This window comes from Stutzerimonas stutzeri, assembly GCF_000590475.1.
GTDB classification, from domain to species: Bacteria; Pseudomonadota; Gammaproteobacteria; order Pseudomonadales; family Pseudomonadaceae; genus Stutzerimonas; species Stutzerimonas stutzeri_D.
The window spans coordinates 1,530,886-1,545,656 of the sequence record NZ_CP007441.1; the positions used below are offsets into that span (position 1 = coordinate 1,530,886).

12 protein-coding genes are annotated in these 14,771 nt (G+C 62.3%); 9 read left to right on the top strand and 3 right to left on the bottom strand.

Annotated features, from left to right (window positions below; genetic code table 11):
* The first annotated feature begins 16 nt into the window (after nt 1-16).
* The 9 genes from CH92_RS07150 to CH92_RS07190 all read left to right on the top strand — a co-directional run bounded on the left by CH92_RS07150 (nt 17) and on the right by CH92_RS07190 (nt 11,141).
* Nucleotides 17-1,948 carry a phytase gene (locus CH92_RS07150; protein WP_025241094.1) on the top strand — a complete coding sequence of 644 codons (1,932 nt, stop codon included), beginning with the start codon at nt 17-19 and terminating at the stop codon, nt 1,946-1,948.
* An 87-nt stretch (nt 1,949-2,035) separates the two neighbouring features.
* Entirely contained in the window at nt 2,036-2,749 is a 714-nt protein-coding gene (tolQ, locus tag CH92_RS07155; RefSeq protein ID WP_025241095.1) for a protein TolQ, read from the top strand.
* Between the two features lie 12 nt (nt 2,750-2,761).
* Nucleotides 2,762-3,223: a protein TolR gene (gene tolR / locus CH92_RS07160; RefSeq protein ID WP_025241096.1), complete on the top strand. Its 462-nt coding sequence runs from the start codon at nt 2,762-2,764 to the stop codon at nt 3,221-3,223.
* Nucleotides 3,220-4,074 carry a TonB family protein gene (locus tag CH92_RS07165; protein WP_025241097.1) on the top strand — a complete coding sequence of 285 codons (855 nt, stop codon included), beginning with the start codon at nt 3,220-3,222 and terminating at the stop codon, nt 4,072-4,074. The genes tolR and CH92_RS07165 overlap by 4 nt, the downstream gene beginning before the upstream one ends.
* 34 nt (nt 4,075-4,108) lie before the next feature.
* Entirely contained in the window at nt 4,109-6,070 is a 1,962-nt protein-coding gene (locus CH92_RS07170; RefSeq protein WP_025241098.1) for a PhoX family protein, read from the top strand.
* Nucleotides 6,071-6,192: 122 nt separating this feature from the next.
* Nucleotides 6,193-7,179, top strand: a complete 987-nt coding sequence (locus tag CH92_RS07175) for a lipid A deacylase LpxR family protein (protein ID WP_025241099.1) — start codon at nt 6,193-6,195, stop codon at nt 7,177-7,179.
* A gap of 220 nt (nt 7,180-7,399) precedes the next feature.
* On the top strand, nt 7,400-8,155 hold the full coding sequence (locus CH92_RS07180) for a gluconate 2-dehydrogenase subunit 3 family protein (RefSeq protein ID WP_025241100.1): 756 nt from the start codon (nt 7,400-7,402) through the stop codon (nt 8,153-8,155).
* On the top strand, nt 8,152-9,918 hold the full coding sequence (locus CH92_RS07185) for a GMC family oxidoreductase (protein WP_025241101.1): 1,767 nt from the start codon (nt 8,152-8,154) through the stop codon (nt 9,916-9,918). Before CH92_RS07180 ends, CH92_RS07185 begins: the two co-directional genes overlap by 4 nt.
* The gene (locus tag CH92_RS07190) at nt 9,915-11,141 is read left to right on the top strand and encodes a c-type cytochrome (RefSeq protein ID WP_025241102.1); all 1,227 of its coding nucleotides are present in this window, start codon (nt 9,915-9,917) and stop codon (nt 11,139-11,141) included. Before CH92_RS07185 ends, CH92_RS07190 begins: the two co-directional genes overlap by 4 nt.
* Before the next feature lie 40 nt (nt 11,142-11,181).
* Here CH92_RS07190 and CH92_RS07195 read toward each other — a convergent pair whose 3' ends face one another.
* From CH92_RS07195 to CH92_RS07205, 3 genes are read right to left on the bottom strand one after another with little or no spacing between them, the layout of a single operon-like run.
* Nucleotides 11,182-11,526 (bottom strand): YdbL family protein, encoded by a 345-nt coding sequence (locus CH92_RS07195; protein ID WP_025241103.1) that lies wholly within the window; start codon nt 11,524-11,526, stop codon nt 11,182-11,184.
* Between the two features lie 8 nt (nt 11,527-11,534).
* Complete coding sequence (locus tag CH92_RS07200) at nt 11,535-11,726, bottom strand: YnbE family lipoprotein (protein ID WP_025241104.1); 192 nt, start codon at nt 11,724-11,726, stop codon at nt 11,535-11,537.
* Between the two features lie 38 nt (nt 11,727-11,764).
* Nucleotides 11,765-14,326, bottom strand: a complete 2,562-nt coding sequence (locus CH92_RS07205; RefSeq protein ID WP_025241105.1) for a YdbH domain-containing protein — start codon at nt 14,324-14,326, stop codon at nt 11,765-11,767.
* Between the last annotated feature and the right edge of the window lie 445 nt (nt 14,327-14,771).

The following is a 14,771-nucleotide window of genomic DNA, read 5'->3' on the forward strand; positions in this document are numbered from 1 at the left end:
GCTGATTGGAAAAACCATGTACATGACTTTGCATAAACCCATGTTGCTGAGCCTCTGCATTGCGCTCGCGGCCTGTCAGTCCGGAGTGGGCGTCGAGTCTGGCAAGCAGACGGCGCCGAGCCTGAGCATTGCGGCTTCAACTCCGCTGGAAACGCAGAGCGCGCAGCTGATTTCAGAAACAGGCTTCTGGCAGGACGCTTCTCGACTGGTGGTTCGGCCGGACTCGCGCGGCCTGCAGATACTCGACGTCAAGGGCGCGGTAATCAGCGATTTCAAAGGCCGCTTCGAAGGCCTGGATCATCGTGTCGGTGCGCAGGGCATGTTGATCGCAACCCTCGACCGCAAGCGGCAACAGGCCGTGCTGCTGGGGCTCGACCGGCTGCATCGCTGGAGCCAGCCGTTGTATATCCCGCGGACGGATTTCGCCATCGAGGGGCTGTGCCTGTTCCGCGACGCGGCGCGCAACAGCTTCGTTTTTCTGGTCGGTGAAGAAGGCATCGGCGAACAATGGCTGGTCGCCGCCGACATGCGCCCACTCGCGACGCCGCAGCGCGTGCGCGGCTTGAGCCTGCCGCCGGAAAGCGGTTACTGCCAGGTGGATGATCAAACCAGCGAGCTGATCGTCAACGAAGAAGGCGTGGGACTCTGGCGTTACGCGGCGGATGCGGAAGCACCGCTCGTACGCCAGCCCGTGGACATCGTTCAGCCGTTCGGCGGTATCGCCGAAGCCGCTGCCGGCATGGCATTGGTGCCGGGCGGATTGCTGGCGCTTGACCCGGAAGCTGGCGCGCTGCACCTCTATGGGCGAGACGCCGATAGCTGGCGTAGCCATTCGGTGCTGCCACTCGAAGGCTTCGACGAACCCGAGCAGATCAGCGCCCGATTGACCAAGCGTGGCGTCGAGCTGCTGCTGACCGATGAGCGTGGCACCCACGCGGCTCGTCTCGATTGGCAGCCGCCAGCGCCCGGCGCGACGCCGGTCATCCCGATGTTGCCGGCTCAGGTCCAGACCGACCCGGTGCCGCATCTGGGGGATGCTGCCGATGACCCGGCAATCTGGGTCAACGCCAACGACCGGACCAGAAGCCGTGTGCTGGGTACCGACAAGAAGGGCGGGCTCGGTGTGTACGACCTGGCCGGCAAGCAGCTCCAATACCTGCCCGTCGGACGGTTGAACAACGTGGATGTGCGCACCGGCTTTGTCCTTGGCGGCAAGCAGATCGATCTCGCAGTAGCCAGCAACCGCGATCTCAACAGCCTGCATCTGTTCGCTATCGATCCAAGCAGTGGGCAGGTAAGCGACATTGGCCAGATCGCCACGTCGATCACCGATATCTATGGCCTGTGCATGTTCAAGGACCGTCAGGGCGCCATCCATGCCATCGCCAACGACAAGGACGGCACCTTTTTGCAGTACCGCCTGGATGGTTCCAGCGGCTCGCTGCGCGGGGAGCTGGTGCGAGAGTTCAAGGTCGCCAGCCAACCCGAGGGTTGCGTGGCCGATGACCGCACTCAACGTCTTTTCGTGGGCGAGGAAGACGAGGCGGTCTGGACGCTGGATGCCCGCGGCGATGCGTCGGCGAAGCTGGAAAAGGTCATCGGTGTCGGCGGCCCGCTGCATGACGACGTCGAGGGGCTGGCGATCTACAGGGGTGAGAAGGCCGATTACCTGGTGATCTCGAGCCAGGGCAACGACAGCTATCTGGTGCTCGATGCCACCGCGCCTTATGCCGTTCGTGGCGCCTTTCGTGTGGGTTTGAACGCCGAGTTCGGTATTGATGGCGCATCGGAAACCGATGGGCTGGAAGTCACCTCGGCCAACCTTGGCGGCATTTGGAACCGCGGGATGCTGGTGGTGCAGGACGGCCGTAAGCGCATGCCCGAAGGTGCCCAGAACTACAAGTACGTGCCATGGGCAGCGGTGGCCGAGGCGCTGGGACTGGACTGAGCCCGGTCGCATGGGCGCATCAAGCGACGCTCGCAGCGTTGCCCGAACGTAAACGACGAGTGCCGTCCCGCGGGACGGCCGGGGGAAATACAGATGCAAAGTGAACACATGTCGGTCTGGGGACTGGTCAGCGAGGCTAGCCTGGTGGTGCAGCTGGTGATGGCTATTCTGGTGCTGGCCTCGATCGCCAGTTGGTACTTCATCATTCAGCGTGGCGCGTCCTTACGCCGCAGCGAACATCTGTCGAAGACGTTCCTGCAGCGGTTTCGCAGCGGTGCGGAACTGACGCAGTTGTATCGCGAAGGCAGCGATCTGGCACTGCCACGCGAGGCGGCACTGCAGCACATCTTTCTCGCTGGCTATCAGGAATTCAGCCAGCTGCAACGCCAGTCGGGCATTGCGCCGGATGCGGTGATCGAGGGAGTCGAGCGCAGCCTGTATGTCGCGATTTCCGAGCAAGAAGAGCGCTTGGAAGGCGGCTTGCAATTCCTCGCCACGGTCGGTTCGGTCAGCCCCTATATCGGCCTGTTCGGCACGGTGTGGGGAATCATGAATTCCTTCCTAGGCCTGTCCATGGTGCAGCAGGCGACGCTTTCAACGGTTGCTCCGGGCATTGCCGAAGCGCTGATTGCCACGGCCATCGGCCTGTTCGCGGCTATTCCGGCGGTGATGGCCTACAACCGTTTCGCCGCCCGTGGCCAGACCCTGAGCGCGCGCTACTACAGCTTCGCCAACGAACTGCAGGCGCGTCTGCATCGTCGTCTTCACGCCGGCTCGCCCAGCGTCGCTGCTGCCGCCTGAAGGAGCTTCGCCATGCTGGTCAAACCGCAGCGTAAACACGGTCCCAAGGCCGAAATGAATGTGGTGCCCTACATCGATGTGATGTTGGTGCTGCTGGTGATCTTCATGGTGACCGCGCCGATGTTGGTACAGGGTGTGAAGATCGAACTGCCCAAGGTGGCGGCCGAGGCGCTGCCCACGGAGAACGAACGGCAGATTCTGACCCTCTCGGTGAAGGCCGACGGCGGCTTTTACTGGAACCTGGGCAGCGAACTGAACACCGAGGACCAAACCGACAGCGCCATTGACCTTGAGGAAATGCGCGAGAAGGTCGCGGCGATCATCGCCGAGCGCGGCGACACCCAGGTCTACGTGCGTGCCGATGATGCTGCTGACTATGGCCGCGTGGTGGCGGGGATCGCCGAGCTGCAACGCGGCGGGGTGGTGAACCTCGGCCTGATCACCGAGGCGCCGTCTGGGCAGCCCGTGCCATGAGCAGCCTGAGCATGACGCTACCAACTGGCTTTCCGGTAGTCCGTCCGCAGTGGCGCAGCCACGCTGGTGCTGCGGCGATCACCCTGGCGCTGCACGCGGCGGTGTTCGGTCTGTTACTGCACGGCTGGACGCCGGAGCTGAGTGCGCCGAGCCAGACACAGGTGCTCAAGACCCAGCTGATCAGCCTGCCGGCGCCTGCGATTGAGACGCCGGTCGAGCCAGAACCAGCACCGAAGCCGATGCAGCCAGTGGCTGAGCCCGTTATCGAGCCCGTGATGGAAAAGGCCATCGAGGAACCGCAGGTCGATCCGCAGATCGAACAGCAGCGCCTGGACCAGGCCGAGCTGGCCTACAAGCGCGCCGAGCAGGAGAGGCTGGCAGAGGAGGCGCGCATCAAAGAGCAGCAGCGCAAAGAGCAGCTGGAGCGCGAACGGCGGGAACGGCTCAAGGTCGAGCGGCAGCAGCGCGAAGCCGAACGTCGCGAGCAACTGGCTCGAGAGGAACAACAGCGCCAACAGGCGGCACGTGCCGAAGCGTCGGCCGCAGCCAAGCGGGCGCGACAGGAGGCCGCTGCAGCGGCGAGCCGCCAGTATTTGCCCATTGCCAAAGACGCACCTGACTACCCCTCGCGAGCGCTGGACAAAGGCCTCGAAGGCACCTGCACCGTCAGTTACTCGGTCAACCCACAGGGACGGATCGAGAACCCAAAAGCGCTGGACGACTGCCACCCACTCTTTATCCGGGCGTCGATTACGGCTGCCAAAAGCTTTCGCTACCAACCTCGGATCGTCGACGGTCGCGCCGTGACCGTTCCCGAGGTCAAGAACACCTTTCACTACCGCATCCAGTGATGCGGGCCGGACTCACTTGCTGAACGAGACATCGATGAAACAGGATTTCCAGAGTTTTCACGCCAATCTTTCCGCCTTGGACGACCAGGCCATCAACCCGAGCACCAACGCCTCGCTGGAGCAGCTGGTCGATCGCAGCCGGCGCAACCTCCTGAAGGGCGGCATGGGTCTTGCCGCGCTGGGCTTTCTCGGCGGCAGCCTGGGCGCTTGTCGCAGCGCCGTGCAATCCGAGTCGCTGATCGGCTTCAAGGGCATCCCGACGCAGCTCGACCCCGCGTTCGACAGCGTGCAGGTCGCGTCGGGCTACAGCGCACGGCCGTTCTTTTCCTGGGGTGATGCTGTGATGGCTGACGCCCCCGAGTGGAATCCCGATGCCACGGATGACTGGCAGGCCCAGCTCAAGCAGGCGGGCGACAACCATGACGGCATGCACTTCTTTCCGTTCCCGGATAATCCGGACAGCCACGGCCTGCTGGTGATGAACCACGAGTACGTGAACCCGCCGCTGCATCCCAACGGCATGACGTTCACCGATGGCAAACGCCCGTTGGATGAGGTGCGCAAGGAGCAAGCAGCCCACGGCGTCAGCGTCATCGAAGTGAAAAAGGATGCGCAGGGCCAATGGCAGCGGGTCATGCCGTCGCGTTACAACCGGCGCATCTCGGCCATGACGCCCATGGCGGTGAGCGGCCCGCTGGCCGGCAACGACGCGCTGAAGACGGCTTCCGACCCCAGCGGACGGGAGATCATCGGGACGTTCAACAACTGTTCCAGCGGCTTCACCCCTTGGGGTACGTACCTCGTCTGCGAGGAAAACTGGCACAACTACTTCGTCAACCACGACGCCGCGGACATGGCCAAGCGCGTGTCGCACAAGCGTTACGGCATCGAAGGCAAGGGCTTGAGCAAACTCTACGGCTGGGAAACCGCGGTCCCGCGCTTCAACGCCACGCCGGACCCGTCGCAACCCCACGGCGGGCACGTAAATGAACCGAATCGCTTCGGCTGGGTGGTCGAAGTCGATCCATTCGATCCGCAGAGCAAACCGGTCAAGCGCACCGCCTTTGGCCGCTATTGCCGCGAGTGTTCCGTGCTCTCGCTGGGTGACGACGGTCGCATGGCTTTCTATTCCGGCGACGACACCAAGGGCGAGTACGTCTACAAGTTCGTCCCCGCTGGCCGCTATGTGCCGGGCGCCGATCAGGCCAACCGCCAACTGCTGAACAGCGGCATCCTTTACGTGGCGCGGTTCAACGCCGATGGCAGCGGTGAGTGGCTGGCGCTGGTGCACGGGCAGAACGGCCTCACCGCCGAGAACGGCTTCGCCGACCAGGCCGAAGTGTTGCTCAATGCCCGAGCCGCCGGCGATCAGGTGGGCGCAACGCCCATGGACCGGCCGGAATGGGTGGCGGTGCATCCGCACAGCCGTGAGGTCTACGTGACCCTGACCAACAATGACGGGCGCGGCGTGAAGCAGCCGACCGACAAGGCCAACCCGCGGCCTAACAATCTGCACGGGCAGATCCTGCGTTGGAACGAGGAGGGCGCCGATCCGACCGCCACTGCCTTTACCTGGGAAGTGTTCCTGCTGGCCGGCGAACAACCCGGCGCCAAGTCCGCCAGCGGCCAGCCGGTACCGGCCAATCTCACCGGCACCATCAATGGCGACATCTTTTCCTCGCCGGACGGCGTGGCGTTCGACGAAGCAGGCCGGCTGTGGATCGAAACCGACTACGGCGACGAAGAGGCCGCGATGCAGGCCATGGGCACCAATCAGCTGCTCTGCGCCGACCCGCGAACGCGCGAAGTCAGACGCTTCCTGGTCGGCCCGCGCGGCTGCGAAATCACCGGCATCACCTGGAGCCCGGACTACCGCGCCATGTGGATCAACGTCCAGCACCCTGAGCTGAGCTTCCCGGCCAGCGACGGCAAGACCCGCCCACGCGCTTCGACGGTACTGATCACCAAGGATGACGGCGGCGTAATCGGAACCTGACCGCCGCTACGAGCGAAGCGCGATCGCCAGGTACCGCGGTCGCGACAAGCCGAACGTTTGGCAAATGGCCTGGCTCTAACGTGCTCATACATCCGTTTTGCATGTAGCCAAGGAGCTGGGCCATGGCACTTTCGCAACTTCGCACGCGCCTATCCCTCGCGACAGTCCTGATCTGCCTTCCGCTGGCAAGTCAGGCTGATCTGTATTCATTGAAGATCGAAAACGATGTGTTTCCTGCCGGTACTGATGGGCACTACACCAACGGTTTCGAGCTGATGAATTCGTTCAAGCCTGAGGCTGATCATTGGTCGCGGCGGTTTGCGGAGGTGATGCCGGGATGGGGCGCCGATCAGGTGGACAACGTCGCCTACCGCTTAGGCCATCAACTTTACACGCCCGATAACATCAGGCGCGCCGAGCTGATCGAAGATGATCGTCCCTACGCCGCGCTGCTGTTTGCCGGTATGTCGATTTTCTCGGATGACCAACACGAAGGTTGGCGCGGCACCAGCGGCTTGCATCTCGATGTGGGCATCGTGGGGCCGGCAGCAGGTGGGGAAAGGATCCAGCGCAGGGTCCACGAGATCACCAACAGCGACGAGCCTCGTGGCTGGGACAACCAACTGCGCAATGAACCCTTCGTCAACCTGGGGTACCAGCACCGCTGGTGGTTGCAACAGCGCCTTGGCTGGCTGGAGTTCGAATACGGCCCGAGCGCGGGGTTTGCGCTGGGCAATCTCTATACCTATGGCTCTGCCGGGTTTGGGCTGCGCATCGGCCAGCGATTGGAGCGTAGTTTCAGTATCCCGGCCGTGGCGCCCGCGCAAAGCGGCAGCATGTTTTTCGACCAGGGCGGTGGGTTTGCCTGGAGCCTGTTCGCCAACGTTGAAGGTCGCTACATGGCTCAGAACATGTTGCTCGAGGGCAACACCTTCAAGGACAGCCATTCGGTGGACCCCAACGAGTGGGTTGGCGATGCAAAAGCGGGGGTTGCGCTGACGTGGAACAGCTGGCAGGTGGCGTTCGCCAGTGTCTGGCGGACTCATGAATTCGTCGGCCAAAACGATCATGATCAATTCGGTTCACTGACGATTTCGGCCTGGTTCTGATTGGTTACCAGTCTGTAACCCTCGAAATAGACGGGTCAGTCGATAAATAGCAACAAGATTTTAGATGAAACAGAATGTTTCACAGGCAGTCCCTTTGAATACCCAGACGAAACGAGCGGGCATCCCAAGCCGGTAGAAATCGGTCGGTTGTCCCTGCGTTCCGCCAAGTCTGGTGAGTGCATGGCCAGTTCGGTCTGCACATCACGTCAAAGGACTCCGCATGAAAGACAACCGTACCCGTGGCCTGACTCGTCGACAGCTGCTTTTCTCATCCGTGACCGGCCTTGCCGTTGGCGCCGCAGCGACCGCCAAGGCCACCACCCTGACCGGCATCCCACCCTGGCAGCCCTTCGATCAGAATGGCCCCATGCACTACGACTCGCCCGGCTGGCGGTTCTTCACAGAGAACGAGGTGAGAGAGGTGACGGCCATCGTCGATCGGCTGATTCCGGCCGATGACTTGAGTGTCAGTGGCAGCGACGCGGGTTGCGTGGTGTTCATGGATCGTCAGCTGGCGAGCAACTACGGCGATGCGAGCCGTCTTTACATGGCCGGGCCTTTCCAGGAAGGCACGCCGGAGCAGGGCGACCAGTCCCGTTTCACCCCGCGCGAGCGGATGCGTCTGGGCCTCACCGGGCTCGACAAGCTATGCCAGTCGCGTCATCAGCAGCCGTTCAGCGCCCTGACCCCCGAGCAGCAGGACGGGTTGCTCGCAGAACTGGAAAAGGGCGGTGTCCCGTTGGAGGGCATGGACTCGAAACTGTTCTTCGAGCAGGTATTGGGCAACACCATGGAAGGGTTTTTCGGCGATCCCATCTATGGCGGCAACCGCGACATGGTGTCCTGGAAAATGGTCGGCTTTCCCGGCGCGCGGTATGACTATCGCCGCTACATCGCATTGCACAACCAGAAGCTGGACCTGGTGCCGTTATCGATCATCGGCGGCGACTCCTGGAATGCGAGGGCGTCGAAATGATCAAGAAGCTTCCTGCTACAGACGTTGTGGTCATCGGGCTGGGCTGGGCCGGGTCGATCATCGCCAATGAGCTGGCCGACGAGGGGCTTGATGTCATCGCCCTCGAACGTGGCCCCTGGCGCGATACCGCGCGTGATTTCAACATCGCCTCGGTGACCGACGAATTGCGCTACCTGCGCCGTCAGGAACTGATGCTGCGGCCTATGCAGAACGCCGTGACGGTACGCAACAACCCGACGCAGATAGCTCTGCCGATGCGCGAATGGGGCTCCTTCCACCCTGGCAACGGTGTGGGCGGGGCGGGTAACCACTGGGCCGGGATCACCTTTCGCTTCCAGCCCAATGAGTTTCGCCTCAAGAGCCACCTGACCGAGCGCTACGGCGCCGACGCCATTCCCGAAGAGCTCACCCTGCAGGATTGGGGCACCGACTGGTCCGAGATGGAGCCGCACTACAGTGCCTTTGAGCGCCTGGCTGGTACTTCGGGCAAGGCGGGCAACCTCAATGGCAAGATCCAGGAAGGCGGTAACCCCTTCGAAGGCAGTCGTTCGATCGAATACCCGACGCCGCCGCTTGATCAGCCCTACGGCCCGACCCTGTTTGCGAATACGGTGCGCGAGCTGGGTTATCGTCCGTTTCCGGTGCCGTCCTCGCTGGCTTCCCAGGCGTATACCAACCAGTTGGGCGTCACCATGGGGCCCTGCACCTTTTGCGGGTTCTGCACCAACTACGGCTGCGCCAATTACTCCAAGGCCAGCCCACTGGTGAACGTGCTGCCAGCCCTGATGCGCAAGCCTAACTTCACCGCGGTCACCCACGCCGAGGTGTTGCGCGTCACCCTCGATTCCACCGGCAAGCGCGCCACCGGCGTCGTGTATGTCGACACCTCGGGCAACCAGTACGAGCAGCCGGCGGACCTGGTGATCGTCAGCGCCTTCACGTTCGAGAACGTGCGGCTGATGCTGCTCTCTGGCGTCGGCAAACCCTATGACCCGGTCACCAATACCGGCACCACCGGGCGCAACTACGCCTACCAGACGGCCAATAGCGTGCAGCTGTTCTTCGATGACAAGAACTTCAACCCGTTCATCGGCGCTGGCGCCGTGGGCATGGGCATCGACGAATTCAACAACGACAACTACGACCACTCGGGGCTCGGCTTCTTCGGCGGCGGCAGCATCCGCGTGACGCCGGTTGGCGCGTCGCCGATAGGCACTCGGCCCGTCCCGCCCGGTACGCCGCGCTGGGGCTCGAAATGGAAGCAGGCCACGGTGGACAACTACCTCAGCACCATGTCCATCGGGTGCGAGGCGAGCAGCTACAGCACCCGCACCAATTACCTGTCGCTGGACCCGACCTACAAAGATCCGCACGGCAGACCATTGCTGCGCATCACCTTCGATTTCTCGGAGAATGACCGCAAGATGTCGCGCTTTTCCATCGAAAAGCTCGCTGAGATCGCCGCGCCGATGAACCCGCGGCAGGTGGTCAAAACCTACCAGGACGGCCACTGGAACAGTGGTCCGTACCAGTCCTCCCATGTGGTCGGTGGCTTCGTCATGGGCGCCGATCCTTCCACCAGCTCGGTCAACAAGCACCTGCAGGTCTGGGATGTGCCGAACCTGTTCGTCGTCGGTGCCAGCGCCTTTCCGCAAAATCCGGGTTACAACCCGACCGGGACCGTGGGTGCGCTGGCGTTCAAGGCAGCCGATGCGATCCGCCGCCTGTACCTGAAGAACCCAGGGGAGATGATTTCCGTATGAAAACGTTTCCCTCTCTCTGTGTCGGCGCGCTCGGCCTCATGGCTGGCATCGCCCACGCTGCCGATGGCAGCGACTCCTATGATCTGGTTGCCCGCGGCCGCTACCTCGCCGAGCTGGGCGACTGCACCGCCTGCCACACTTTGCCGGGTAAGGCGCCGTACTCCGGCGGTGTCGCCATCGAGACACCATTCGGCAACGTTCTTGGAGCCAACATCACGCCGGATGCGGAAACCGGCATCGGCGCCTGGTCGTTCGAGGACTTCCAGAACACCATGTCCAACGGTCATGCGCGTGGCGGCAAGCGCCTCTATGCGGCCATGCCCTATACCGCCTATACCAAGGTGACACGCGAGGATAACCGTGCACTGTGGGCGTATCTGAACTCGCTCGAGCCGGTCAAGCACGAGGTCGAAACCAACCAGTTGCCGTTCCCGTTCAACATTCGCACGAGCCTGATCGCCTGGAATTGGATGGCCTTCGATGAAGGCGAATATCAGCCGGATCCGGAACAGTCCGAACAGTGGAATCGGGGCGCTTATCTGGTACAGGGGTTGGGACATTGTGGCAGTTGCCACACACCCAAGAGCCTGATCGGCGGCGACAAGGACGACGAGTTCCTCACCGGTAGCAACTTGCAAAGCTGGATGGCGCCCGATATCACGGGCAACAGCCATACCGGGATCGGGCGCTGGAGCGAGGCGGAAATCGTCAGCTATTTGAAAACCGGCGCCAACCGTTTCGATATGGCGTCAGGGCCCATGGCTGAGGCGGTGGAGCATTCCACCCAGCACTGGAAGGATGCGGATCTTTCCGCCGTTGCGGTGTATCTCAAGAGTCTTGGTGATGGAGAACAGGAGTCGCCAACGCCCCTGGCGGCAGATAGCGCGAACATGCGCACCGGCGCGCTTATCTACGAAGATCAGTGCTCGGCCTGCCACACGCCGGATGGAGAGGGCATCACCAACCTCTTCCCACGGCTTGCGCAGGCGCCGCTGGTCAACAGTAGCGATGCAACCTCGCTGATTCGCGTGGTGCTGGCGGGCAGCCGTGCCGGGGCAACCGATGCGGCGCCGACGGCACCGGCCATGCCGTCGTTCGCCTGGAACATGTCTGATCAGCACATTGCCGATGTGTTGACCTACGTGCGCAACAGTTGGGGCAACGCAGCGGCGGCGGTATCCGCTGACGACGTTAAAGGATTGCGTGAGGACCTGAAGCCCTGAGGGAAGCGGAGAGGCGGCGCTCGCTGCCTCCGCGGTTGGCTTACTTCTTAACCCAGCTCCCGTTCAGCTGGATGATCTGGCCGGACGGGGTTTTCTCCAGCGCTTTCTTGCCGGCAATAGCCTCGACGTCGCTGACGCTGATGCCGTTCTTCTGTGCCAGGCGATGGTATTCGGCACGCCGCGCCTGGTTGATCTGGCTGGCGATTTCTTCGGCCTGTCCTGTGCTTTGCACCACACCCAGATAGCCGTCCGGCTTCTCACCGAGCTGGCCGCTGGCCTTGGCCTGGCCGAGCGCGGACATGGCTTCGTTGAGCGACATCGCAGAGGCGGGCAGCGCCAGGCAGAGCGCCATGAGCAGGGTTCCGAGTTTCAAATAGCTTTTCATGTGAGTCCTCAGAATAGGCCGCTGTCTTCGTTGATGATCGAGTCGAGCTGCTTGTCGACCTTGATGTAGATCTCGTGCTCGATTTTCACGTTGAGGTTGATGTTGATCGGCTCGTTGGGCACGGCCAGTTCAACCCGTGGTGTACAGGCACTGGCAAGCAGGGCCAGCGCCAGAATGCTGATGGGGTGGCACAACCGCATGACGGTGTTCTCCTGGTCGAAGTCGCCGCTACAGTGCCTCATCTGAGGCGCTCCTGCACGCGCCGTTGAATGGTTTCGCTGACGCGGTCAGACAATTGGAGGCTGGTTAGCAGGGCGGGAATATCTTCCTCGAGGTTGATCGAAAAATTGATAGGGCGGCCGCCCTCCAGCGCGGGATTGCGCCCGTGCAGCTTGAGGCCCAGATCCAGCGTGCCGTCGGCAGCATAGTGCACGTTGCTGGCGAGCAGGTCGTAGTGGAAGTCATCCAGTGCCTCGGTCACCAGGCGCATGGCCGGGTTGGCCTGGCCCAGCGCCTGGATTTTAGGCGAGCGGAATTGCAGCGCGCCGCCGGGTTCGCGTGCCTGCAGCGAGCCCTGTTCGATGCTGATTCCGGCTTCGCTGCGCTGCAATTCCAGCTCGCCATCGATCACGCCGGTGCCGGAGAGCCCTTCGGCGGGGTAGGCGTCGAGCAGCAAGGGCAGTTGCAGGCCACGCAGGTGAGCCTTCAACTGCTGGGTGTTCGCCGACAGATCGACTTTTCCAGCGTCTACCCAGAGTCGGCCGCCCAGCAGGTGTACTTCGGCGGTTCTCCAGCTTAGGCGGCCCTGATCAATGCGATTGATGTCGCCCGTATATTGGCCGTTGAACTGCAACGGACCGAAGGTGAAACCGGGATTGGCTTGTCGCAGCGTCAGTTCCGGTATCTCAAGTTGCAGCTGGTTTTTGCGCAGCGTGGCCGACAGATTCGCGTCCAGCCCGCTCAACTCAGTGCGGTCGTAGATGCCGCCGAGTCCCTTGGCGGTTAGCGTCGCGGTCACCTCGGAAGGACCGTTCGCCGGTAGATCGAGTTGACCCTGCCCTTGCAGCCGTCCGGTGTTCAGTTCTAGCAATTGTGGCCAATCGGCGAGCGTGGCGGCCAACGGATTGCCCGCGCGAAGAAACGTTTCCGGGAGGCTCGCGTGCAGGCGGGTCGCGCCTCTGGACCAGTTGTGATCGAGCTTCACGGGCAGGGTGAGCCCGGCGTCGTTGTGCAGCGGCCCGTCGAGCGAGAGCCGTTCGCGGTCGGCATCGAGTTTGCCGCTCCAGCGCCAGCCTCGTGGCTGCAATGTCGGTTGCCTGAGCTCGGCGATTGTCATCGCGGCCTGGCCGTTGACCTGGAGCTTCTGCAACTGGCGATCGGCAAAGTTCGCCTCGATATCCATGCCGGAAAAATTCAGCCGTAGCGCATTCGCCAGCAGGTCGGTGCCGCTGCTCAAATGGTCCAGTGTGATCTGCGAATCGTTGTCGAGTTGGATGGCGGCGTCTTTCAAGGAGGCGCGGCCATGCAGTCGCAGGTCGGCGGCCAGGCCTTTAAGGCGGGCATCTGGGAACAAGAGCTCAGGGCTTTGCAGGCGTAGACGGGTCTGTTCCAGCGATAGCGCGTAGGGCGCACTGGTCTCGAGGACAATTTGGCTGTCGAGCGTGAGCGGTGTAGGGCCGCTGGCGGCGAAATGCACCTGCAAAGGCAGCCGCGATGCCGATTGGCCCGCGACCGTCGGCGTGATTTTCAGGTTGGCAGCGTCGGGTCTTAGCTGTGCCGGGAGTTTGGAGACCAGCGCCGCCGCCGGTCGCAGCTGCAGGTCGGTTACAAGCTCGGTGGGTATCCATGTGCCGCCATCGACTTGGGTGGCCAGGTCCAGCTGCCCCTGCAACTGGCCTATGCCTACCACTGGCCAGGGCGCCGGCAGGTTCGCCGAGAGGCGAAACTCGCCGTCCAGCGTTTCCCATGCGCCGGCCAGGTCGCCGGTATTCAGGTGCAGCGCCCAACCGGCACCGATGCGCATCTGCTCCGGCAACTCGGGGAGCGCTGGCGGTTCGTAGTCCAGCCAGTCGCCGAGCCATTCGAGCAGCCACGGTGCTTCCGGTAGTTCACTCAAGGCCAGCGCGCCGCGCCACAGTGTCGAGTCGGCGCCCGGCGTCAGTTGGTTCTGCATGGAAAGGCGCTGCTTGCCGTCCAGCAGCAGTCGCAGGTTCAAGTGTGTTTCGTTGTTCCGATCATAGGCGTCCAGCGTCGCCGTCAGACGATGCGCATGGTGTGCAAGCTGCAGGCTTAGCGTGGCCGGCAGCGGTTTCTCGCCCGCGTGCTGCCAGCTCATTTCACCCTGTTCTTGGCAGACGCCGCTCGCGCAGGGCAAGGCCAGGGCGAGCGAAACAATATGTCCGTTATGGGGCACCCAGTCTGCCCAGCGTTCCAGTTCCTGGCGATCAGGCAAGGCCAGCCGTTGCGCGCTGTCGTCCGCGGCGGCTGGCGGTTGCCATTGAACCTCGAGGCGATCGATGTCCAGCGAACGAAGGCGTAGCGGCCACCCACTTTCGATGCCGAGCCGCAAGGTGTCGGCCGTCAGTGAGAGCCGTTCGTCGCTCGGCGTGTGCCGAACCACGACAAGTTGTCGCACCTCGAGGTGATTGTCGGTCAACCGCAGCCCACTGACGTCGAACGTGACGATACCGAGCTCGCGCTTGAGTTGGTTCCAGCGAATGCCACCGTAGACCCCGATGCCCAGGACGAGCAGGACCAGACCCGTGACCGCCAAGATCAGGACTTTCCGCCGCTTTGCCATGCATCTTCTCGTTGTCTTCGACGGTTAAGCATACCCCGTCGGTTGGGGCGAACGACCGTGCGCGGGACTGGCGTGTCCGGCGACACGTCGTTGCAGATAAAGTTCCAAGTTTTGCCGCGTCGAGTTACGCAGAGGCGCTTGGGACGGCCTTTTACGCCTGCTGCGCCAAACTTGTGCACATTCGTCGGAAAGGCTTGTCAAGCGCTTATGACAAACTGTCGCAAATGGGTCTGGCTCATAGATCGATATTAACTAGCTGAAAAATAAGGAAATTTTTCATTGGTGAAAAAAACGTCAGTTTAACCGCAGGCCGCTAACCATAGGCGCTGGCGAAATGTGTAACCTGTTTGTCCACCGAGTTATCCACAGCTTCTGTGGATTATTTTTTTATGTGAATCGGTTCGCTTTTTTTAGTTTTTTGCAAGACTTTAACTCTGTGAAAAAA